The organism is Terriglobia bacterium (assembly GCA_020073085.1).
Taxonomy (GTDB): Bacteria; Acidobacteriota; Terriglobia; order JAIQFV01; family JAIQFV01; genus JAIQFV01.
This window is the reverse complement of record JAIQFV010000005.1, coordinates 114,375-137,140: the sequence shown is the minus strand read 5'-3', so window position 1 is coordinate 137,140 and position 22,766 is coordinate 114,375. Positions and strand designations below refer to the sequence as shown.

Below are 22,766 nucleotides of genomic sequence, written 5' to 3'. Positions count from 1 at the left end.
TTGTAAGCTATAAACACGGAGTAAGCCCAATCTGTTCCATACGCCAACCGCCTAGATGCATTGAAAGCCGTGACCCTGTCGCCGTTATCGCCCTCCGTAAATCCTAAGTTGGCCATTATTGCATTGATCCACAGGTAATCATCAGTATGCGGGTGAAGAATGGGTTCGTACCCTTGCTGCGTCACTGAGCTGGCATGATTGTATATAGACGGCGTGAAGCTGACACTCGCCCCATAAGCCGAGGCTTTACTTGACCACCATGCCAGTCCAGCAAGAGCTCGATTGTAGGCATTCTGCTCATCACTATCAGACCAAGTATATTTGTCCTCATCATGAGCCCCATTGCTTTCAACAAAGAATAATGTCACAGAAACACTCCCCGTCATCGTCACACTGTTTTCTTGTAATAACGGGAATTTTTCCGGAGATAACACTGATCCCGTTTTCCGGAGATTTTCTTCAAAATTGCGGTAACTTAATTTACGATGTTCTAACGTATCTCCAACTAACGGCGCACCTTTCATTTCTTTAGAAAGCACCATTTCGCGGATCAGTGAACCAGATGAGACATAATTGAAAAAAGAAACAGCGGCCAGAGTCTGATCGTCATTGTGTTTGAGGTTGGATAAGGCTACTGGACTTCGGGAGACGGATTCAATGCCATGTTCACCAACCAGCTTATTCGCTACTTCAGGAGGGACCCAACCCAACATAGCATGCGGAGGAATGAGAATGGCGATTCTCCCACCTTGGCGTATGACATAATCACGAGCCTGGTTTGCTGCGGCCACGTCATTGTGGTCCATGATAATTAATGTAAAACCTTCAATCCAATCGCTGTGGCTTGAAATTGAGTGAATATGATCATTCGCCAGTAGCGACTCGCTGAATCCCCCCATAACTAGGAGGCTTAGAACAATCGAAACAATACTGATCAATCTGTAAAGAGGGAACATCGCCTCTCCTTCATTGTGAGCAGAAATCTACTCTGCTAAGTGAAAGGTATACATCTTCCCCAGCTGGGCTGAAGCGTTCGATTGAGTAAAAGAGCCTGGAGGGAGAAAACCGTACTCTCCCGGAGCCAGGGCCGCAAAGGTCACCGTGAACACTCGGGAAGCGATTTTTTTTCCTTCAAACGCCACCAAATCACGCGTCGCCCCACCGGAGGCGTGAAACACTCCTCCAGTGACCGTCCGAAATTCCCGGGCGTCCTTCTGCTCACGCAGATGCAGGAACTGGTATTCGGTAATCGCCACACCTTCCGGGGCAATGATGAGGAAATCCAGCGGTGGTTTGATCTGGTTGCGGCTGCGCGGACCGTTGATGCGGCCGTTCACATCGGGTTTGACGATGCCTGCTGTGGCGACCATCTTGAGCACTCCCCCCGTCTTCCAGTTCACTACCTCGGGCTGAACCTCGACCCACGTGTTATCTTTCTTCGCGTAGATACCGATTTCCGTGGGAAGGCGACGCTCGGAAGAGGGCGCTATACTTTGTTTGTTGGTTGGAAGGCCATCCGATGGAAGAGATGAGAATACGGAATGGGGATCGCAACATATTCTTGATGTCCTTACTTAGGGTTAAATTAGGGGCCGGTGAACCGAGGAACAGGGTGCAAAAACAGCCTTAATGCTTTCACATGCCGAAATTCTAATTCACGATAATCGATAGATCTCTGGCACGGGGGACGAGTGGGTCAGAACCAAAACACAGACTTGTCCGTCAGCTCTTGCTCTTCCAGATGGCGATTCACGAGGCAGTCCTATCCCTTCAAATGCACGAACCAGAAGAAATGCTTTGAAAGCTCGAACTGCACCGGTACGCCCCCCCCATGAAACACCTGCTCTTACAAACTTCAAGGACGGGCCGTGATGCCTTTTCTTGGTCAAACCTTTGGGATCTTTAGGTGGGGTAAATTTTGGAGTGAAAAATTCAAAGTAAATATTAGTGCCGCGACTCCGCTACCCTCTGGCTCCAACCCCAGAATAGAAGTCTGACAACATGTGATGGTTATCACAAAGTCTCTGCTAAAGTCAATATAAGAGAATTGTTTCACAAGGCACTGACTTGCTTTGTCCGAAACAACGCCGCCACGACCACAGTCACCGCCCCTGCCAAAAAGGGACTGTCCCTAGGGACAGTCCCTCCTAGTTCAGGGTGAGCAGTTCAACAATTCGGTTTAGCCGCGACCCACGGCGTCGTCTGCTGCAACCGGTATTTGGCCATCTCGTTTCACTGTTTGATTACCTTGATGGCTGCAGCCCGTTTTTCGAGCTTCTCCGCTTCCTTATTCCGGCCAGTCTTTCTGTAGACATCAGCAATATTTTCTAAGCTTATGGCCACATCGGGATGATCCGGGCCGAAGGCCTTTTCTCGGATCGCCAACGCCTGCTTGTAGAGCGGCTCCGCCTGCGCGTATTGGCGTTGGGTTGCGTACAGCGTCGCGAGGCTGTCCAGGTTCTCGGCCACATCGGGATGATCCGGGCCGAAGGCCTTTTCTCGGATCGCCAGCGAGCGCTTATAGAGCGGCTCTGCTTGCGCATATTGGCCTTGGTAGTAGTACAACACCGCGAGGGTGTACAGGCTCTCGGCCACATCGGGATGGTCCGGGCCGAGGGCCTTTTCTCGGATCGCCAGCGCCCGCTTGTACAACGGCTCCGCCTGCGTATATTGGCCTTGGTGGTAGTACAGCACCGCTAGGTTGTTCAGTTCCGATGCGACGTCAAGGTGATTCGGGCCGAGGGCCTTTTCTCGGATCGCCAGCGAGCGCTTGTAGAACGGCTCCGCCTGTGCGTAATGGCCTTGGGTCGCGTACAGCGTCGCCAGGTTGTTTAGGCTTTGGGCCACATCAGGATGATCCGGGCCGAGGGCCTTTTCCCGGATCGCCAGCGCCCGCTTGTACAACGACTCCGCCTGCGCATATTGGCCCTGGGTTGCATACAGCAATGCGAGGTTCTTCAGGCTTTGGGCCACATTGGGATGGTCGGGGCCGAACGCTTTTTCGGCTACATCCAATGCTTTTTTTGCGACTACTACAGCGCGATCATAGCGACCCTGGCTGTACAGAGACATGGCCTCGTCGTTGAGCGTCTTCCACTCGATACCTTGTGCTCGGGCCTGGATGCCTGTGCAGACAATAAGTAGGCACGCCAATAATGCTGTCATGAGTCTTTTCATCCTATGCCCCCTTTGAGCGGCTAACGAGCTGTACAACAAATGCGTCTTGAGATAATTCACTTGCGAATTACGCTTTTCATGCAACGACTGTACAATGAAATTAGACAACAAAGAGTAAAAAAGAAGGCCACCTGAGAAAACCCAGGCGCCCTGATCAAACGGATATACCAGTAAAAGGGACTGTCCCTAGGGACAGTCCCTCCAATTTGACTATCGGGATCTATTTGCTCGACGAAACAGTGGTGCGACAAAACAGTGCTGCCGGGTCTCAAAAATCAACAAGTGTTGAAAAGAGAACCTGAGACCCGGCCCCACGCACTAAACTGAAGACTCAGGCCAATATGCTGCGCGACTGGCGAGCCCGCTACTTGTCGTCATGCTTGTCCGACTTGGCTTCCCCCATCCGTTTCAGAGTGCACAGCAGGGCGCTCCCTGTGTCGTAGGGCATGCCCCAGATTTCATCACCGCCGTCGAGAATCAAAAAGTTGATGTCCCAGTAAAAGGCATGAACTCCGCCGATGGAGACATCATATGTAATTGAACCTGTGCCGTCGTGGTTCACCAGAGCGGTTCCCACAATACTCTGTTCAATGATCATTCCTCCCAGGCTGAGCGTTCCTCCTCCTTTGAACACCCCCCTGGCATCGCTGACGACGATGCCCTGGCCAACCGCCGGAACCAGCGGTGCGTCTGGAAAAGGTGCGGTGTTGCCCATGCATCGATAGGCGTAAGTTCCCTGAATGGTCTCGAGTTGATGGGGTCAGACACCTGTTCTCATAGAAATTTGAAAACTGCTTTGAAGGAGGTGTCTGTCCCCTTTTCGCGGTAGGTGCCGATAAGGGTCTTGATCATCAAATGGCGCTCCCAAGGGAGCTGGATCGGATGGGTGGGTTTGGGAGTATATAAATGGGTCGCTCCTAACGGAGCTGACGGTCCTGTCCGCATACAGCTCTCGTGTTCCACGCATTTCTTCGGAGCGAAGATCGGTCATGTCGATATGAGGAACAGCTCAAGGATCTTGTGCGCTGTTCAAATAGGATTTGAAAGGTCTGATTGTTTCCGCCTACTTCACTCTCGTTCGGACTGTTCAAAAAAGGCTGTCCCGGCAACTCTTGGCTCTCTTTCATCATCCCATTAACAGGTCGCCCTTCAGGGCAACCTGAGAGGTCACTGAAGGTTGTTGAGATCCGGTTGTGTTTGTGGTAAATATCTCGGATCAGAACGGGGGGTAGAAAAATGAAGTATTTCAAGTATCTTGCCATCCTGTGTATTTTGATGATTCCTGCTGCGGGGTACGCGGGACATGTTTCCGTGGGCGTTTTCGTCGGCCCGAGCTACGGTTACCTTCCTCCTCCGCCCATCTGCCCGTACGGCTACTACGGGTATTATCCTTACCCTTGCGCGCCTTATGGTTACTACGGACCTGAGTTCTTCGCGGGAGGCGTCTTCATCGGCGCCGGGCCATGGTTCGGCGGGTTCCACCGGGGCTTTCGAAACGGGTTCATCGGCGGTTTTGGACACGGCCCCTTTGTTCGGGACTTCCGAGGTGGCACGCGGTTTGAACGCGGACCGTTTGTGCGTGGATTCAGGGGTGGCCCCGCGTTCGATCGCGGACACTCCGTGCGGGCGTTTCGAGGTAGCCCCTCCAGAGGCTCCTTCTCTTTCCGTGGTTCCAGTCGCGGGTTCGAAGGCCGCGGACATCGATAATTGAAACGGCTCTTTTGGCTGGTAAAACGAACGGCTGGCAGCGCGTGCTGTCAGCCGTTTTTCGTTTTTGGCGACTATCGATCGACATCCCCCCATTGCTTCTTTTGTCGATTGTCGGTGCCCCGCCCTTTTGATATCCTTGGCCCCGCACTCCACCACCGACTCGTGCTCAAACGACAGAGGGCGGCGCTCAACCTTTAGTCCGCGTGTCTCGAGGAAACATCTTGATGACCACTGCGTCCTGGAAAAAGATTGCCACACCACGGTTCAACCGCTTCCTGAAGGTGCAACAGCTTCTTGTCTTCGTCGCCGTGGTTGTTTATGCCATGTTCGCGGCAATGAAGCTCCACGCCTCCTTGGGCCGGATGCTCGCCATCACGCTCTCGGTAGGCAATGTCTTGTCTCCTTTGATGATCACCACGGAGAAGATCTATGCGCGGCGCGCGTTTCCGTGGAACTGGGTGATCTTCTTGCCCATCATGGGGGCTGCCAGCCTGGCGAGCGCCCTCGCGACCGTCGTCATCAACCACTGGTTGGAACCCAGCAGGCCGCCCTACCGGCTTTTGTTCCGTGAGACCACTCCCCTGGTCCTGGTGGTCTGCATGGTCGTGGGGACGGTTACTTATTTGAGCAGCGAGATTCAACGCCGGCTCCGGGAGAAGAACCTGGCGCTGGAGCAGGCGGTCGAAAGAGGCAGCGTGGCCCTCCAGAAACAGGAACAGGAAATGGACCGGGCCCGCGAGATTCAGCAAAACCTGCTGCCTAAGACTTTGCCGCAATTGCCGGGGGTGCAGATAGCCGGGGCATGGCAGCCGGCAAGAACGGTCGGTGGGGATTACTTTGATGTGATTCAACTCGACGGCCAACGACTCGGCATCTGTATCGGCGATGTCGCCGGAAAAGGGATCACGGCCGCACTCCTCATGGCCAACCTTCAAGCCGCCTTCCGCGCCTTTGCCACAGCTGAGGCGACCCCAGCAGAGGTGTGCTCGAAGTTGAACGCATTTCTTTGCGGCAATGTAGCGCCCGGCAAATTCATTACCTTTTTCTATGCCGTGTTGAACGTCGACCGCCGAACGGTAACCTACGAAAACGCCGGCCACTCCCCAGCGCTTCTGCTGAAGGAAGCGGGACGAGTCGAGTCGCTCAGTGGGAATGGGGCTGTCCTTGGTGTGCTGCCAAACTGGAGTTATAAGGATTCTGAGATGCCGCTGGACGCCGGCGACCGATTGCTGCTCTTTACCGATGGCATCACGGAAGCCGCCAATCCCCAGGCCGAGGAGTTTGGAGAAGAGCGGCTCGTCCAGGCCGCCCGCCTCCAGGATGGGACCGCGCTCCACATGCAACGAAAGATCATGGAGGAAGTCACGGCGTTCTGCCAGAAAAACTTCCATGATGACGCCACCCTCGTGGTCGTAGCCATCCAGTAGCGCCCAAACAGGGGATCTGGCCTTCCTCGACAGCGGCGTCATCGTGGGTTCCCTCCTAAGGATTAGAGGTCTTTCGAATGATTCCCGTCTCCAAGCACGAAAATCGGAGAGGGTCCAATATTCAGTGATGGGGTTCGTCCTGCCACGAAGAAAGAACAGGGCGTCGAGCAATGCAGATTCCCTTCGAATCAAGCCGGCTCAACAATAGGTGCGGACCAATTCGAGAATGGATCCGTAGGCTGTGGACTTCGAAATGAAACCGTTCGCCTTAAGCAGCTTTGCCTCTGCCATAATATTGGCGACGGTGGTGAGGATAATGGTGGGCACGGCGCGCAGCGAGGGGTCCTTGAGCTGTTCAGATCGAAACTCCCAGCCGTTCATCACAGGCATCATCAGGTCGAGCAGAATGAGAGCGGGGGCCCCCTTGGCTCGCATGTGAGTCAGGGCCTCTGCCCCATTGGCCGCCGTTGAGACCTCATAGCCGGCCCCGCGAAGCACTTCTCCCAGAACATCTCGAACTGCCTGGTTGTCATCGATGATCAGAATCTCTGACATAGGACTCCCTCCTCAGTGGCCTGCGGTGTCACTACTGCGGTGGTCGTCTGAATCCCTTCACAAAGGCCTCTGAATTTCCGCCGCCTCCCTTTAATTTAACCATATTTCACCCCCCAGGGGGCTAGCTTTTTGTGTGACCAGGGCCAAGTCAAGGGGTCGGCTTGAGGGGTGCTTCAGCAAATACGATTCGGGTCAGCCGGTCATTTCGTTAAACGCCTCGGCCGAATTCCGAGCACATTCGGCACAGGCCATCCTCGCTGGTTATTGTCGTTTTCCTGAAAAGATGTTTCATAACTCCCGAACCACTGGAGGTCTGCTCCCCCGACGCCCACGTAAAGTTGCGCCTCCGGTCCTCCCTCAAGATGTTGGGCGCATACCACGCCGAGATCGGACGAGAGAAGTTCTTGAATCAAATCCCGCATCCTGAATGGCGACCTGGAGAACAGGAACAGAATCCTCCCCGCGCGGTCCTCTCCCAGCGCGGCTTCACTCCACATCCGGTCCTGGGCGGCCCACCGATTCTGACCCGGCCGTTTGATCATCCGCAGGTTCTGCACGGCGGAGGAGTAGTCCCGAAGGATGGTCTGCATGGTAACGCCCGCGGCATCGAGATCAAACATCCTAAAGGGAGGGACGGCATCGCTCTTGGCGTCAAATGCAGCCACCGAGCGATAAGCATTTACTTTCTCATTGTTCACATGATCTCGGAACCGGAGGTATCCGGCGTGGGTCTTCTCATCCCCCAAAAACATCCCCGCGTTAATCGCCGCCGCGAGATTGTGCTTCCGGCCCCATTCCCGCGCCGTCATTCCCCCGCGTTCCCCACCCTGGCTGAGGCCCACAAAGGTCAGTTCCCAGAGTTTGGGATCAATGCGCAGAATGGTGATCCTGGAGTCGCCGACCGCACTGGGCTTGGTCGCCCGGAGTAGTCCTAACTCCAGTCCGGGAGCCAAGGTTTGCCAACGCGCCCCGGCCTCAACACCCTGCGGAATGAACAGTAGAACCGCCAGAATAGATTTCACTACAGACGCTGGGCAACTTAACTTGATGCGAAACCTCCCTTTTCTTCAGTCAATCTCCCTGAACAGGCGGAATCCAACTGAGGATATCAGGCCCTTTGAATTTTTGAAATGTGCCTCTGAGGTAATTCGGAATACCCCGGCCTTGCTCTAGGCGCCGCCCTCTCGCCACGGACAGGTCAACCTTCCTCCGGACCAGGGTGGACCGACAATCATTTGTTCTTAGGTTGTCGGGTCATTCAATAATATAGAGTGTCTGGGGAGATCTTCGATGTCACCACGGACTGAAACGAAGTGGGAGCAGATGAGGCGAGTCACCTCGGACAAGATCATCCAAGCCGCCCTGGAATTGTTCAGAGAGCGGGGTTTTCTTGCGCCTTCCATGGGGAGCAGATCGCCCGGCGGGCCCAGGAAGCTCAAAGATACCTATTTCTCAGGGACAGTTCCTTGCCTCTGGTTTGGATCTTTGAGAAACAGGAAACTGTCCCTCGATAACCCGAACAGCGGGGTCTCACACCCAGCAATCAGATTCAACCTTGCATTGATGCCTGCCGCTGAATTGCTGAGTCAACGCTCGGGCGCAGTAGCTGCTAAGTACCGGCGCCATGAACGATGATCTCCGGATCGGAGCCCCCCACTGCAAACATTTTGAGGTTTTCGCCCTGGAAGTAGGCCGCGTAGGGATATCGGCCATTCGGAGCGTGCTCTTTCACCTTGAACTTGACTTCCTTGTCGGCCTTAATCGAGACGACCACCCCTCTTGGCTCCCAAGGGAGTCGAATCACCCTTTCACCAATTAATGCAGGATCAAAATCAAACGGCCCACCTTCGGGCAAAAACACTTGGATATCCGTTTTGAGGGCTTTGACGACGATTGTTTCGTTTGGTTCAACGAGCAGGTGAGGGGGATGTACCTTGCACCCATTGTGGTCGGCGTAAATGACCACCTTATGGACAGGCTCATGCTTCAGCATGGTTTCCTCTGGGATGGTTCCTTCCTCAAGCGTTGATAGGGTTTTCGTCATGACTTGTTCCTCCTATAAGGTTAATCCTCAATCATTATGTTTTACTTTTTACTATTACCCTGCGGGCTCCGCACCAGCCCTGGATACCGCGGATCCTCGCGTAGATTCTTCAGTTCGGGAGAGCGTTGGACTTTGGCCGTTGAGTATCCGTGTTCCACCGCTTTCCCGAGCCACTGTAAAGCCTGGTCCCGTTCCCTCAGATGCTCGTGCACCAATGCGGCCCGGTAGAGAACATCGGTGTCGGTTGGGGCCAGGGTGAGGGCCCGTTTGAGATCCGCCTGGGATCGGGCCCGATCGTTCAGCATTGCGTAGTACACAGCCAGCCGGGATAGAACCGTCTCATTCTTCAAATTGACTTTCAGGACCTCCTCAGCCATCCCGGCGGTCTTGCGGTAAAGTTCACGCGCCTTGGGCTGCTGCCCGGGCGTCCAGTAATAGGCGGAAGCCAGGTTCCCCCATAGCGCATACTTGGTGTTATCGAGCTCGAGTGCTTTTTCATACATCTGAGCGGCTTCGGCAAAGCGCCCTTCTGTAAAATAGAGGGTGCCCAGATTGGATCGGACCCCGTAATCCGGTCCGATTTGATTGGCCTTCTCAAATATGGTGCGCGCCTCGGTCAGCCGATCCATGTACAAATAGGATGCCCCCAGGTTGTTGTAACCCCAGATGCTATCGGGCGCCTTGTCGATGACCCTCTGATATTGAACGGCAGCATCTTCGTAGCGGCCATGTGAAAGATAGAAGCCGCCCAGATCGTTGTAGCAGGTCCAAAGGTCCGGTCGGAGTTGGATGGCATTCTTGTACGTTGTCTCCGCCAAGTCCAATTGGCTAAGATTCGCGTATGCGTTTGCCAGCTCACGGTGGGCGTCATAGCTGCGATCGTCGATCAGCAGCGCGCGCTGAAAATCCTCTACGGCCTGGGCGTAGTTTCCCCTGCCCTTCTTGATTAACCCGCAAGTGATGTGGACGGGCGCCAGTCCTTTGTCCAGTTCCAGCGCCTGGTTGCAACTGCGTTCCGCGGGCTCCAGCCAGCGCGTGTCTTTCGTCGCCACATATTTTCGCCAATACGCCTCACCCAGACCCGCATACGCCAGGGCATAGCGCGGGTCCTTGTGCACGGCGTCCTCAAAAAGCCGGATTGCGGTATCCACCCTTCCCGGCATGTCGTAATGAAGCAGGTTGCCTCGTGCCTCGAGGTAGCTTGCCGATGCGCTGGGGACCCTGCTCACGCCCGCAGCCAGCACACCGAAATCCCGGGTCCGCAGATTCGTCCCCAGCATCTCATCCAGGTTTCGCAGACATTGGGGTTCGAGAGTTGCCAATCCCCGGAGATCCCTCGAATCGAGTTGTTTGAGGGTCTGGGTATCCACCAGCTGAAGCAAAAGGCGTAAGTCATTTCCTTCGGTCAGGGCATTTCCGGTCACCACAAATGTGGCTCCAAAAATCTTCCGCGCCTGCTCAGCACTCCGCACCCCCTTGCTCCTTATTTCGCTTTCGGGGATGACGGCGATAGAACTGCGAAGCCTTTCGATCTGGGTGAGCTGATTGGTGAGTATCACCGCCAAGCTGTCACTGATCGCCTGGTGCGAGGCGTTGTCGCCCTTATAGCTGAAGGGAATGACAGCCACACGCTTTGACTCCGGGGGCCCGCCAAGCCACCTTTCTATGACCAGTTTGCCCGAGGGGGCCGCCAGAAGAAAAACCACGACCATGACGGCGAATGCCGCAAGGCGCCCCACGCGCGAAGCGATGGATCGACGGGCCGGCCAACCCGTCTTTGGCTTGGGCAGGTCTTGCAGCAAATCTCTCGCCGATTGATAGCGCTTGTCGGGATCCTTCTCGAGGCACTTCAAGATGACGCTGTCCAATTCAGGGGTACTGATCCCATTGACCGTAGAAGGCGGAGCCGGTGGTTGGTGCAGAATGGCGTCAATAAGTCGAGGGCTCACAGTTTCCCGAAACGGCCATTTCCCGGTCGTCATCTCGTAAAGCACCGCGCCCGCGGCATAAATATCGGTGCGAACATCCACCTGTTCAGCGCGCAATTGTTCGGGGGCCATGTATGGCAGGGTCCCTGCCGGGGCACGCGCCCCCACCACCGTTTCGGTGGTCATGTCCGTGCCGAAAGGGCGAACCAGTTTCGCCAGTCCGAAGTCCAGAATCTTCAATCGGCCGTCCGGAGTCAACCGCAGGTTGGCGGGCTTGAGATCACGGTGAACAATTCCGTGTTCGTGCGCCGCCATCATCCCCGCAGCCAGTTGTGGGCCGAGGCTCGTGGTTTCCTCGATGGTCAGCGGTCCCGTCCCCAGTTTCTCGCTGAGGGACATGCCCGGGATGTACTCCATCACCAGATAGTCCACTCCCTGCTGCGTATCAAAATCATGGATGGTGGCGATGTTGGGATGGTTCAGCTGGGAGAGAGCCAGCGCCTCGTTGCGAAATTTCTTGCGGGATGCCTCGTCGACCAAGGTTCCGGGGGGGAGGACTTTGATCGCCACCTCGCGATTGAGGTGTTCGTCCTGCGCACGATACACCTCTCCCATCCCACCCTGGCCGATCTTCTCGGCAATGCGGTAGTGACCCAATTCGAGACCGAGCAGCGAAGGGTTCTCCAATGTTTCGACCACCATATGAAAACCTCTCCTCTCTCATCATTCCTCTATTGCCTGCCCAATGCGGCCAGCGAGGAAGGAAGAACTGCGGTGTCAACATTCAACGCTTCGTCGAAATAGATTAGGAATAAGGATGCCTCCCCAACAAAAAAGGACACCTTTGCCCCACGTCAAGCGGGTCGGCTCCCCGCGGGCGGAGCAATGCATCCAGCGCGGAAAATGCGAACTCCCAACGCAAATGACCGGAGAAAATTTTATGAGAGAGGGAAAGCCCTATTTGCTTATGTGGGCCAGGCGATCAATGAAAGGATTGTCGGTTAAGGGAGGTCGTCTGACCATGCAGAAGTGTAGACCGTTGCAGAGTCAAAATCAAGTTGAATCCACGGTTATATTGCGAGAAGCACGATGCGTCGGAGCCTTCCCGGGGGTGCTCGCTGAAGCGCATTTCCTCGCCAGTTTCCGGTGGGCGAATTCGCGGCAAGCAGCCGGAACGGATCCGTTGCCGCCCTTTCGATTCATGTCCCAAGCCACACGAGAGCGGCTCTAATCCTCGAGGAATTGCTGAACCACTCCATTCCAGCGGTCCTGCGCTTTCAGGACAAGCTCGATGATTTCCCTCGCGGCCCCGTGTCCCCCATGAGCCCTGGTGATGTAATGCGCCACTTCCCGGGCCTCGGGGCAACCATCGGCGACGGTCGCAGCAAAACCGGCGAGGCGCAGGACCGGAAGGTCGACAATGTCGTCTCCAACGTAAGCCGCTTCCTCGGGCGTCAAAGTGAGCTTCTCAAGGATTCCCAGGAAATCGGGCTTCTTCCCTACCGATCCCTGAACGCAAATTTCAACCCCCAGGTCCTGCGCGCGCTGCGCCACGGCTTCAGAGAATCTTCCAGAAAGCAAACCCAGCTGCAAGCCGGCCTGATGGGCAAACCGGATCGCAATTCCATCCCGCACGTCAAAGCTCTTGGACTCACTCCCGTCCGGATGAACCAGGATGTCTCCGGGAGTTAAAACGCCATCCACATCGAACACCAGCAACTTGATTTTCTTGAGGCGGGTCAAAATCTTCTTGGGGAGTCTTGACATTTGAAAGTCGCTCGAAAGAACAGATCATTCAACGCTACGGCCCACGAGGGACAGGGGTCCTCCGCACGAGGGCGGACGCGCCGGAAGCCTCGGCCGAGGGGGGCCCCCGCTGGTTCAAAACATCTCTGTCCGCCAGAGATCGTGGATATGAAGGACGCCTTCAACGCACCGGGTCTCATTGACGATGATGAGCGAGGTGATTTTCTGTTGTTCCATCAGATTCAGAGCATGGGTGGCAAATTCCCGCCGATGAATGGTGAGCGGGCGGGGATGCATGGCCTCACCTGCCGTCTTAGAAAGAATCTGGTCGCCGCGTTCCAGGAGTCGACGAAGGTCGCCGTCCGTGATGATCCCCACCAGGTGGTCATCCCCATCGACGACACTCGTCATTCCCAGCCCCTTCTTCGAGATTTCATAGATTACCTCACTCATCCGAGTGTCGGCCTTGACCTTCGGCAGGGCGTCACCGCTGTGCATCAGGTTCTCGACCCGCATTAGTTTTCGTCCCAGCCCACCGGCGGGATGAAGGGCGGCAAAATCTTCTTCAGTGAAACCCCGGCGTTCGAGGACCGCCAGGGCCAGCGCGTCTCCCAGCGCGAGCATTGCCGTGGTGGACGCGGTGGGTGCCAGTCCGAGGGGACACGCTTCCTTCTTGATCGACACATCAAGGACGACGTCACTGGCTTCGGCGAGGGTCGAATCCAAACTCCCGGACATTGCGATCAGCGGGATGCCCAGACGCTTGAGGGTGTCGAGAAGCAACAGAATCTCTTCGGTCTCCCCGCTGTAAGAAAGCGCCAGCACCAGGTCTCCCGCCACCATGCGGCCGAGATCGCCGTGCACGGCTTCAGCGGGATGCAGAAACAGCGAGGGGGTGCCGGTTGATGAGAGGGTGGCGGAGATTTTTTGAGCAATGATGCCGCTCTTCCCGATTCCGGTGATGACGACCCGCCCTTTGCAGGCTTCGATCAAATCCACCGCTTGCGTGAAACTGCGATCCAGCCGGGCAATCAGCTCCATGATCGCTTCGGCCTCAATGGCGAGAAATCTCCTGGCGGATTCGATGCTCATGCCTTGACTTCAGCTTTCACGATGTGACTGATCTCAAGCAAGGTTTTCAGGAGTCCCGGAAGAAGCTTGAGATGAAGGGCGTTGGGGCCATCACTGAGTGCCTTCTCGGGGTGGTCGTGAACCTCCATGAAGATGCCATCAATGCCGGCGGCCACGGCGGCCCGCGCCAGGTGTGGAATGAACTGGGCCTGCCCGCTGGAGGCGTTCCCCGCTCCCGCCGGAATTTGAACACTGTGGGTCGCGTCGAAGACCACCGGATATCCGATCTCCTGCATGATCGGAATGGAGCGCATGTCCACGACCAGGTTGTTGTAGCCAAACATGGCGCCGCGCTCGGTCACCATGATCTTTTCGTTGCCTGCGGAACGCACCTTTTCCACGGCATGACGAATTTCCCAGGGCGCCACGAATTGCCCTTTCTTTATATTAATGGCCCGCCCGGACTTTCCGGCCGCCACCAGCAGATCGGTTTGACGGCAAAGAAAGGCGGGAATCTGCAACACATCGCACACTTCGGCGGCTGGCCCCACGTGCGAGATTTCATGGATGTCAGTGAGCAACGGCAGGTGGAGGGAGCGCTTGATCCTCATCAGAACGGAAAGCCCCTTCTTCAAACCCGGACCCCGGAACGAGTGGACCGAGGTGCGGTTGGCCTTGTCGTAGGAGGCCTTGAAGATGTAATGGACCTTCAGGTCGGAGCAGATCTGCGCGATCGATTCCGCCATCCGCATCGCGTGCCGCTCACTTTCAATCACGCACGGACCCGCCACTAGGAACAGTGGCTGACGGTTGCCAATCTTGAAATCGCCGACTGTGAAGGATCGCGTCATTGGGAACACATTAGACCACATGTCAGGAGCGTTCGACAAAAATTCCAAATTCCAATTACCACACGGAAGTCAAAACCACAAACCTTAACTTCCAGCGGAGCTTTAAACCCAATTCACAATGCAAAGTCGTTTCATCTCATTTGCGGTCTAACCAATGCGGCCCGTTGTGAAGATGAAATTGGGCGATTCCACTTAGTTGTTGCTTGAGGTTTGAAGCTTGGTTTTTGAAATTTGGAATCTATTTGGATTTTGGAATTTCTCTTAGCTCACGGCAGCACCTTCGCCGCAGCCGGGACTTCCGTCAAGTGCCCTGCCCTTGCCGTGCGGTTCTGATATGCGGCCGCCACAAAGGCGCGAAACAAGGGATGGGGCTGGATTGGCTTCGACTTGAATTCGGGGTGAAACTGGCAACCAAAGAACCAGGGATGGTCCTGGATTTCGACAGTCTCCACATAGGTTCCATCCGGGCTTGTCCCCGTAATTTTCAATCCGTGGGCGACCAGCGTCTCCTCGTACTCGCGGTTGAATTCGTACCGGTGCCGGTGCCGCTCTGAGATTTCCAGTTCGCCGTAGGCCCGATGGGCCACCGATCCGGGCTCCAGTTTGCACGGCCACGCCCCCAATCGCATGGTGCCGCCCAAATCATCGATCCCTTTCAACTCGCGCAATTTATAAATCACCCGGTGCGGGGTGGCGGGATCAAACTCGGAACTATCGGCCCCCTCCAGCCCGCAGACGTTCCGCGCGTATTCAATGACGGCGCACTGCATTCCCAGGCAGATGCCGAAAAAGGGCACTTTCCTGGAACGGGCAAATTCAATCGCCCGGATCATGCCCGCAATACCCCGTTTCCCGAACCCGCCCGGAACGAGGATTCCATCCAGGCCTGCCAGTTGGGCATCCCAGGCATCGCCTTCGATCCCTTCCGCTTCAACCCAGCGGATGTCGGTGTGGAGATTGTTGGCCACCCCCCCGTGCACGATCGCTTCCTTCAGGCTCTTGTAAGAGTCTTCAAATTCCACGTACTTGCCGACGATGCCAATGACTGCAACGTCCTGGGGGTGCCTCAGACGCAGGACGAGGTCAAGCCACGGGTCCAGCTCCGGCTCCCGTTCGGGAAGTCTCAACAGATGGACGAGGCAACGGTCCAGCCCCTCCTGGTGGAAAACGATCGGGACTTCGTAAATGATATCGACATCCTTCGCCGTGATGACACAGTCTTCGGGGACATTGCAGAACAACGAGATCTTCGCCTTCAACTCCCTGGAAAGGAACCGGTCGGTGCGGCAGAGCAGGATATCCGGTTGAATCCCGATGCCGCGTAGCTCTTTAACACTGTGCTGGGTCGGTTTGGTCTTCAACTCCCCCGAGGCATGGATAAAGGGAACCAGGGTGAGGTGAACAAAGACGGAATTCTCCCGGCCGATTTCGTTCCGCATCTGCCGGATGGCCTCGAGAAAAGGTTGGGATTCGATGTCCCCGACGGTTCCTCCGATCTCGACGATCACCACATCGACGTCGTGCGAGACTTTCTTGATGGCGGCCTTGATCTCGTTGGTGACATGCGGGATCACTTGCACGGTCTTCCCGAGATAATCACCCCGACGCTCTTTGGCGATAATCAGCTCATAAATCCGTCCCGTGGTCCAATTATGGTCCTTGGTCAGCCGGGCATTCGTGAAGCGTTCATAGTGCCCCAGATCGAGGTCGGTCTCCGCCCCATCATCAGTGACATAAACTTCCCCATGCTGAAACGGGCTCATGGTCCCCGGGTCGACATTGAGATAGGGATCGAACTTCATCAACGTCACATGCAGGCCGCGACTCTCAAGGAGCGCGCCGATTGAAGAGGCTGCCAGCCCTTTGCCTAATCCGGAAGCGACTCCGCCCGTGACAAATATGTACTTCATAGCTGTGGTTCCTCCGCAATCAAAAAAACTGCTCTGCCCCGGGAGCATGTTTTGAGCCCGGAAAATCAGAATTCGATCTTCCGTCGAACAATCTCTCTTTCGACGAAGCTGACGTCTCGAGGTGTATCGACGCTTGGGGACGAAAAGGAAGTTTCAAGGACCTGCATTTTATAACCATTTTCCAATACGCGCAACTGCTCTAACGCTTCAAGCAGTTCCACCTTTGAAGGCTTCAACCTGGGCCACTCCAGGAGAAATTCCCGCGTGTAGATGTAGATCCCCAGGTGCTTGAAAAAAATGTTTTGTCTCAAAAAATCCAGGCCTCGCAGATCCAGCCCGCGCACGTGCGGGATGGGGGAACGGGAAAAGTAGAGGGCCTCGCCCCGGGCATTGGTCACCACCTTGACGACATTGGGATCCCGAACCTCGGACAAGCGGCGGATCGGCGATTTCAGCGTTCCTGCAAGAAATCGCCGCCGGGCGCGCAGGAAACCGGCCACCAGATCGTCGATCGCCCGGGGCTCAATCAAAGGCTCGTCCCCCTGGACATTGACCAGCACCGGAAACGAGACCTGGCGCGCCACCTCGGCGATTCGATCGGTGCCTGAATGGTGGCGCCTGGAGGTCATCAGGGTCTGTGCTCCGAAAGCGCTGGCGGCCGCCTCGACGCGCCGGTCATCCGTGGCAATGCAAATTGAAGTGATGCGTTGCGCCTGGGAAACACGCCGGAAGACCCATTCCAGCATGGGATGGTTGTCGATGGGAGTGAGGACTTTTCCGGGAAATCGGGTGGAGGCGTAACGCGCCGGGATGACTGCAAGAACCTGTGGCTTCATTCAGACCTGTGGGGATGCCCATCCGGCGTTGCGAATACCGCTGCCGGGCTAACCATCCGGGTGAACGATTGTGGACCCAATTGGCCTCTCCGGGTGATCCCGCGGGTGCATTGCCCGGAGGAGAGAAAACTTTCGCAAACGAAGTTGTTGCACAGGAATTGTCCCTGTGCTAAAAAGTATATATCATATTCAGCCAGGGGCAACAAATGTGACGCGGGGAGTCACAGTGTGCAGGAGAGATGATAGATGAAACCCCATAAGACCCTCATTTTTCTCTCCCTCTTGGCGGCCCTTTCCGTCCTGCAGGCGGACGACGACAAGCAGGCCAAACCCGAACCGCTCAACTTTCAAAAGCCAATGCAGGTCAACGTCTCGATGGTGTTGGTCAACGCCACCGTGACGGATTCCATCAACCGTTTTGTGACGGGATTGGAGAAGGATAACTTCGCCGTTTACGAGGACAAGATCGAACAGAGCATCGTGCATTTCAGCAGCCAGGACATGCCGATCTCGATTGGGATCATTTTTGACACGAGCGGGAGCATGACCAGCAAGATCGAAAAATCGCGTGAAGCCTGCATCCAGTTCATGAAACTGGCCAATCCCCAGGATGAATTTTTCCTCGTGGGTTTCAGCGACCGGGTGTACTTGGAGCACGATTTTACGTCGCAGGTGGACGACATTACCAAGAAGGTGATCTTTGACAAGGCCAAGGGTCAAACGGCGCTCCTGGATGCGATCTATTTTGGAATCGAGAAGGTGGCGCACGGTCGCTACCCCCGCAAGGCGCTTCTGATCATTTCCGACGGAGGCGACAACCACAGCCGCTACAGCGAGAAGGATGTCAAGGAGTATGTCAAGGAGTCGGACGCCCAACTGTTTGCGATTGGCATTTACAATCCTTTTGCCGATGCGCCCGAAGAAAAGCGGGGTCCCGCGCTGCTGACGGAATTGGCGGAAATCACCGGAGGACGCACCTACACCCTGAACAGCGTGGGCGATCTTGAGGATATCGTCACGAAGATTGCCATCGAACTTCGGAACGAGTACGTTTTGGGGTATGTTTCATCGAATGAACAGCATGATGGTCACTGGAGAAAGATCAAAGTTAAACTCAACCCGCCCCGGGGGCTACCCCCCCTCAACGTCAATGCCAAAGCGGGCTATTACGCCCCGAGCAACTGATGCGGGCTCATTCCCGTCTAATGGCATGGTTCCTTTACCAACACGTCGAGACCTTATAAATCGAATCCCTTCAGGAGAAGCCGATTGAAGCTCATTTCGAGGCATCTCATGGCGACCGCTCTTGGGCTGTGCGCCATCCTCGCCCTCTCATTGCATGCAGCACAACACCCGTCTTTCTGGAGTCCTCCCCAGAGGCCCCAGGCGGAAGCGCCGCGAATCAAGGTCGAAGTCAACCTGGTCCTGGTGGACGTCTCGGTGACCGACGAGAAGGATCAAATCGTCAGCGACCTGACCAAAGATGACTTTCATCTTTATGAGGACCGCATCGAACAGCCGATTTCGGTTTTCAAGCATGAAGATGTCCCGGTCACAGTGGGACTGTTGCTGGATGCGAGTGGAAGCATGTACCCCAAGCGCCAGAAGGTCAACACCGCGGCCGTCGACTTCATGCAGTTGAGCAATCCTAACGATCAGGTGTTCCTGATTGATTTCGCGGATGAGGCTTACCTGGAACTCGACAAGGACTTCACCAGTGACGTCGAAGAACTTCGCGAGGCCCTGGAAAATGTCCAGTTTCGAAGCAGCACCGTGCTTTACGACGCCGTCTACCTGGCCTTGAATCACATCAAGAGAGGAAAGTACGATAAGAAGGTGATTCTCCTTGTGACGGATGGCAAGGACAATCCCGGACCGGGAAAACATTTCACCTTCAAGCAGGCGTTTGATTTTGCGGTCGAATCCGGGGCTCAAATCTTTACCGTTGGCCTGCTCGACGAGCCTCCCAAATCTCATTTCTTCAAGAAAGGCCTTCCTAAGGAAGCCGAAATCTTAAAAGAACTGGCGGAAGCCACTGGGGGAAAGGTCTATTTTCCACAGTCCGTCAACGATATCGGAAATGTCACCAAGGAGATTGCCCACGACATCCGCAGCCAGTATCTCCTGGGCTATTATCCGACCAACACGGGCCGGGATGGGACCTGGCGTAGCCTCCAAGTCAAGATCACGCCCAAATCGAGTTCCAAAAAGATCTATGTCCGCTGCAAGCGCGGTTATAACGCACCAAAGGGGTAGTCGCGTATTCTGCCAATTTAGGATGGGATCAGGCAGAAAGGTGTCAGGTGTCAGGTGTCAGGTGTCGGGTGTCAGGTGTCAGGTGTCAGGTGTCAGGTGTCAGGTGTCGGGTGTCGGGTGTCGCAAAAACGCACCCTGTGATCGGTGGGCCAAACCACGGGACCAAGCACCAGAGCATCGACTCGCATTTTTTCTCTCATGCTCTTCTCTGACACCTGACACCCGGCACCTGACACCTATGATCGATCAATCATTCCCTCACTTGTTCTTCAACATCCGAACCTCCGCACTCGTCAACTCCCGCCACTTCCCCACCGCCAACTCGCCCAGCCGGAGGCCCCCGATTTGTAAACGAACCAGTTTGATAACTTTACGACCCAGTGCTTCGATCATCCGACGGATTTGGCGGTTCTTTCCCTCCGTGATCGTGATTTCAAGCCACGAATACTTTTCCGACTTCCGGAGCCAAGTGACGATACAAGGCCGGGTCATCAATCCGGCTTCAATCTCGATCCCCTTCCGAAGCCGGACCAGTTCCTCCTCTTCTAACACCGCATTCACCTTGGCCCAATACTTCTTGGGGATTTTTGACTGAGGGTCGGTCAGCCGGTTTCCGAAGTCCGTGTCATTGGTGAGCAGAAGCAAACCCGAGGTGTCCTTGTCGAGGCGGCCCACAGGAGACACCCAGGCAGTCAGCCCCAGCAAATAATCATAAACCGTCTTCCGCCCCTGCGGATCGCCGTGCGAGGTCACCACGTTGGCCGGCTTGTTCAATATTACATAGACCTTCTTTGCGGTGGAAACCGCTCGATCATCCACTTTGATGCGGTCCCGTTTCAAATCAATCCAGCGTCCCTCGTTCCGCTCAATGGTGGAATTCACTCGCACACGACCGGTGTGGATCCATTCTGCAGCCACCGTCCTTGAAGCGAGACCGTGCCGAGATAAGACCCGGTCCAGGGTCATCTGGGTCTTGCTGGAAGAAGCCGACTGGACAGGGTGGTGGGAGGCCTTTAGTTTTCGTGGGGCAGGTATTTTCAAGAAGTTAACTGTCTTTGCGGGCTTTGTGGCGCCGCGCGCAACCCCTTCCCGCGCCAGGGCGCCAAGCCACAAAGTCTCTTTAGGGACGGATATAAATTACTCCAGCCGGACGCTTACCCCTTCACCTTTTTCAGCGCTGCGGATCGGAATCCTGATCAAAATATAAGCCACGCACGCAAAAACCAGGATCGACAGCCATCCACCCCCCGTATGGAGCAATCCCAACTCATCGCGGCCGGTGATCATTTTGGTCACTGAAGGAAGGCCCACGAGCACGAGGCCGGAAAGGGCAACGCCCATCAACGCCTCGCCGGCAATGAAGCCGGATGCGAGCAGGGTACCGGTATTGGCCAGCGCCGTTTGCCGGTCTTCCGGCATGTTCCGCCGGGTGGCCAGGGTCATGGCAGCCCAACGAATGATCCCCCCAGCAAAGATCGCGAAGGTCGTTTCAAACGGGAGGTACATTCCGACAGCGATCAACATAGGCGAGGGGGCCTTGATCAAAATCAGCATTACGGCAAATGCCATCCCCATAATGAGCAGTCCCCACGGCATGTCTCCACCCACAATGCCCTTGGCGAGTTGTGCCATCAGACCGGCCTGGGGCGCCGGGAGTGCTTGATCTCCGATTCCAATGCCCCCTTTCGCGATATTCCCTTCATGCAGGATGATCATCGGAAAGACCAACAGAAAACTGATGACGGTAACGCTGATCATTTCAGCGACCTCCATCTTCCAGGGCGTCCCCCCGAGCAAATGGCCCACGCGGAGATCCTGGATGAGGGATCCCCCGGCGGACGCGGCGCAGCACACCACCGCGGCAACCGCGAGAACGGCGGCGACCCCCGCGGGTCCCCGCTGACCGATGGCCAGCATCATGAGTGCTGCCACGATCAACGCCGAAAGGGTCAGGCCCGAGACCGGCTGATTGCTACCCCCGATAATACCGACCAGATACCCCCCGACCGCGGTGAAAATGAAACCGGTCAAAACGAGGACTAGGGCCGATAAAACCGCCCCTCCCATGGTGTGCATATAACGGTAATAAATGGCGACCATCGGAATGAGCAGGAGGAGGATGCCCACAATGACCCACCGGAAGTTCAGGTCACGTTCAAGGCGGGAGGAGGATGCGTTGGGGTCATTCGAGGCGTCACGCTGCTTGCGGAACGAGTGGATCAACCCCTTCGCCAGGGATTGGCGCATTCCCCACAAGGTGTTCACCGAGCCGATCAGCATGGCTCCAACCGCAATCGGACGGACGATGTTGTACCACACGGAATTCGCCTGATCCTCCAGGCCGACAGGCTGACCATTCAGGGAGAGCCGGCGAGCCAAGTCCGGATCCACAAACAGGACAAACGGGATCAACACCAGCCACGCGATGACACCGCCTGAAAAGTTCACCGCCGCCCACTTCGGCCCGATGATGTATCCCACCCCCATCAATGCCGGTGAGGCCACCGGAGAAGACCACGGGATAGCCCCCTGATGGGCGACGTCGCCGATCGGAACCTTGTTCACATTGAAATGGTGCACAATTGATCGAGGCAATTGAATGAAACCCGAAGTCACATCGCGAATCAAGGTGAATCCGCTCGAATTCTTTAATACCTCGATGGCCGCTCCCAACCCCAGCGCCGAGAAAACATGCTTCGCCCCGCTGTCCGCCTTCTGGCCGGCTTTAACGATCTCAACACACGCCGCGCTTTCCGGGAAAGGCAGCGACACATCTTCCACCAGCGTCCGGCGCAACAGGATAATAAACGATACCCCCAAGAGCCCCCCGACCAGCATAATGAGGGTTGAATCCCAGTAGCGAAAGCTCGTCCAAAGCCGCTGGCCATTGACCTGGACGATGAGAAATGCGGGAATGGTGAAGATGGCTCCGGCAATCAACGCTTCTCCCATGGCGGCGGCGGTTCGAGCAATATTCTGCTCCAGGATCGTCCCGCGAAAGAAAGGGAGTCGAAAAGCCGCGGCGGCGATCACCGCTGCCGGGAAAATCGCAGAGATGGTCTGCCCGGCTTTCATGCCGAGGTAGGCGTTGGCTGCGCCCAGAAACACCGCCATGAGGATTCCCAGCAACAGGGCTCGCATGGTCAGCTCCGCCATCGTTTCTTCTGCGCTGACGTAGGGTTTGAACTGGGGGGGCAACTCCTGCGCCTTCTGAGATTGTGCCATGAAGTTTTTCCTCGGAAGTTGAAAGAACGA

General features: G+C 55.8%; 18 protein-coding genes. 4 read left to right on the top strand and 14 right to left on the bottom strand.

Features of this window, described 5'->3' with window-relative positions; genetic code table 11:
- Positions 1-983: 983 nt before the first annotated feature.
- From LAO21_07345 to LAO21_07335, 3 genes are all read right to left on the bottom strand, one after another.
- Positions 984-1,400: a hypothetical protein gene (locus tag LAO21_07345; protein ID MBZ5552519.1), complete on the bottom strand. Its 417-nt coding sequence runs from the start codon at positions 1,398-1,400 to the stop codon at positions 984-986.
- 832 nt (positions 1,401-2,232) lie between these two features.
- Positions 2,233-3,177, bottom strand: coding sequence for a tetratricopeptide repeat protein (locus LAO21_07340; protein ID MBZ5552518.1), 945 nt, complete (start codon positions 3,175-3,177; stop codon positions 2,233-2,235).
- A 364-nt stretch (positions 3,178-3,541) separates the two neighbouring features.
- Positions 3,542-3,892 (bottom strand): hypothetical protein, encoded by a 351-nt coding sequence (locus LAO21_07335; protein MBZ5552517.1) that lies wholly within the window; start codon positions 3,890-3,892, stop codon positions 3,542-3,544.
- Between the two features lie 521 nt (positions 3,893-4,413).
- Between LAO21_07335 and LAO21_07330 the strand changes: the two genes are divergently transcribed.
- Both LAO21_07330 and LAO21_07325 read left to right on the top strand, forming a co-directional pair.
- A complete protein-coding gene (locus tag LAO21_07330) occupies positions 4,414-4,884 on the top strand; it encodes a hypothetical protein (protein ID MBZ5552516.1) in 471 nt (156 codons plus the stop codon).
- 227 nt (positions 4,885-5,111) lie between these two features.
- Positions 5,112-6,314, top strand: a complete 1,203-nt coding sequence (locus LAO21_07325; protein MBZ5552515.1) for a PP2C family protein-serine/threonine phosphatase — start codon at positions 5,112-5,114, stop codon at positions 6,312-6,314.
- A gap of 198 nt (positions 6,315-6,512) precedes the next feature.
- On the opposite strand, the gene LAO21_07320 is transcribed toward LAO21_07325, so the two are convergent.
- The 9 genes from LAO21_07320 to kdsB all read right to left on the bottom strand — a co-directional run bounded on the left by LAO21_07320 (position 6,513) and on the right by kdsB (position 17,255).
- The gene (locus LAO21_07320; protein MBZ5552514.1) at positions 6,513-6,869 is read right to left on the bottom strand and encodes a response regulator; all 357 of its coding nucleotides are present in this window, start codon (positions 6,867-6,869) and stop codon (positions 6,513-6,515) included.
- A gap of 200 nt (positions 6,870-7,069) precedes the next feature.
- Positions 7,070-7,891: a phosphodiester glycosidase family protein gene (locus LAO21_07315; protein MBZ5552513.1), complete on the bottom strand. Its 822-nt coding sequence runs from the start codon at positions 7,889-7,891 to the stop codon at positions 7,070-7,072.
- Between the two features lie 587 nt (positions 7,892-8,478).
- Positions 8,479-8,913 carry a hypothetical protein gene (locus LAO21_07310; GenBank protein ID MBZ5552512.1) on the bottom strand — a complete coding sequence of 145 codons (435 nt, stop codon included), beginning with the start codon at positions 8,911-8,913 and terminating at the stop codon, positions 8,479-8,481.
- 41 nt (positions 8,914-8,954) lie between these two features.
- Positions 8,955-11,543 (bottom strand): protein kinase, encoded by a 2,589-nt coding sequence (locus LAO21_07305; GenBank protein ID MBZ5552511.1) that lies wholly within the window; start codon positions 11,541-11,543, stop codon positions 8,955-8,957.
- Between the two features lie 525 nt (positions 11,544-12,068).
- Positions 12,069-12,608, bottom strand: coding sequence for an HAD-IIIA family hydrolase (locus tag LAO21_07300; GenBank protein MBZ5552510.1), 540 nt, complete (start codon positions 12,606-12,608; stop codon positions 12,069-12,071).
- 114 nt (positions 12,609-12,722) lie between these two features.
- A complete protein-coding gene (locus LAO21_07295; GenBank protein MBZ5552509.1) occupies positions 12,723-13,679 on the bottom strand; it encodes a KpsF/GutQ family sugar-phosphate isomerase in 957 nt (318 codons plus the stop codon).
- Positions 13,676-14,509: a 3-deoxy-8-phosphooctulonate synthase gene (kdsA, locus tag LAO21_07290; protein ID MBZ5552508.1), complete on the bottom strand. Its 834-nt coding sequence runs from the start codon at positions 14,507-14,509 to the stop codon at positions 13,676-13,678. Before kdsA ends, LAO21_07295 begins: the two co-directional genes overlap by 4 nt.
- 266 nt (positions 14,510-14,775) lie before the next feature.
- Positions 14,776-16,419, bottom strand: a complete 1,644-nt coding sequence (locus LAO21_07285; GenBank protein MBZ5552507.1) for a CTP synthase — start codon at positions 16,417-16,419, stop codon at positions 14,776-14,778.
- Between the two features lie 65 nt (positions 16,420-16,484).
- Positions 16,485-17,255 (bottom strand): 3-deoxy-manno-octulosonate cytidylyltransferase, encoded by a 771-nt coding sequence (kdsB, locus tag LAO21_07280; protein MBZ5552506.1) that lies wholly within the window; start codon positions 17,253-17,255, stop codon positions 16,485-16,487.
- Between the two features lie 267 nt (positions 17,256-17,522).
- Between kdsB and LAO21_07275 the strand changes: the two genes are divergently transcribed.
- On the top strand, positions 17,523-18,440 hold the full coding sequence (locus tag LAO21_07275) for a VWA domain-containing protein (protein MBZ5552505.1): 918 nt from the start codon (positions 17,523-17,525) through the stop codon (positions 18,438-18,440).
- An 84-nt stretch (positions 18,441-18,524) separates the two neighbouring features.
- Positions 18,525-19,511 carry a VWA domain-containing protein gene (locus tag LAO21_07270; protein ID MBZ5552504.1) on the top strand — a complete coding sequence of 329 codons (987 nt, stop codon included), beginning with the start codon at positions 18,525-18,527 and terminating at the stop codon, positions 19,509-19,511.
- A gap of 258 nt (positions 19,512-19,769) precedes the next feature.
- Here the strand turns inward: LAO21_07270 and LAO21_07265 are convergent, their stop codons facing one another.
- Together LAO21_07265 and LAO21_07260 are read right to left on the bottom strand one after the other, a co-directional pair.
- The gene (locus LAO21_07265) at positions 19,770-20,477 is read right to left on the bottom strand and encodes an rRNA pseudouridine synthase (GenBank protein MBZ5552503.1); all 708 of its coding nucleotides are present in this window, start codon (positions 20,475-20,477) and stop codon (positions 19,770-19,772) included.
- A 171-nt stretch (positions 20,478-20,648) separates the two neighbouring features.
- Positions 20,649-22,736: an oligopeptide transporter, OPT family gene (locus tag LAO21_07260; GenBank protein ID MBZ5552502.1), complete on the bottom strand. Its 2,088-nt coding sequence runs from the start codon at positions 22,734-22,736 to the stop codon at positions 20,649-20,651.
- Between the last annotated feature and the right edge of the window lie 30 nt (positions 22,737-22,766).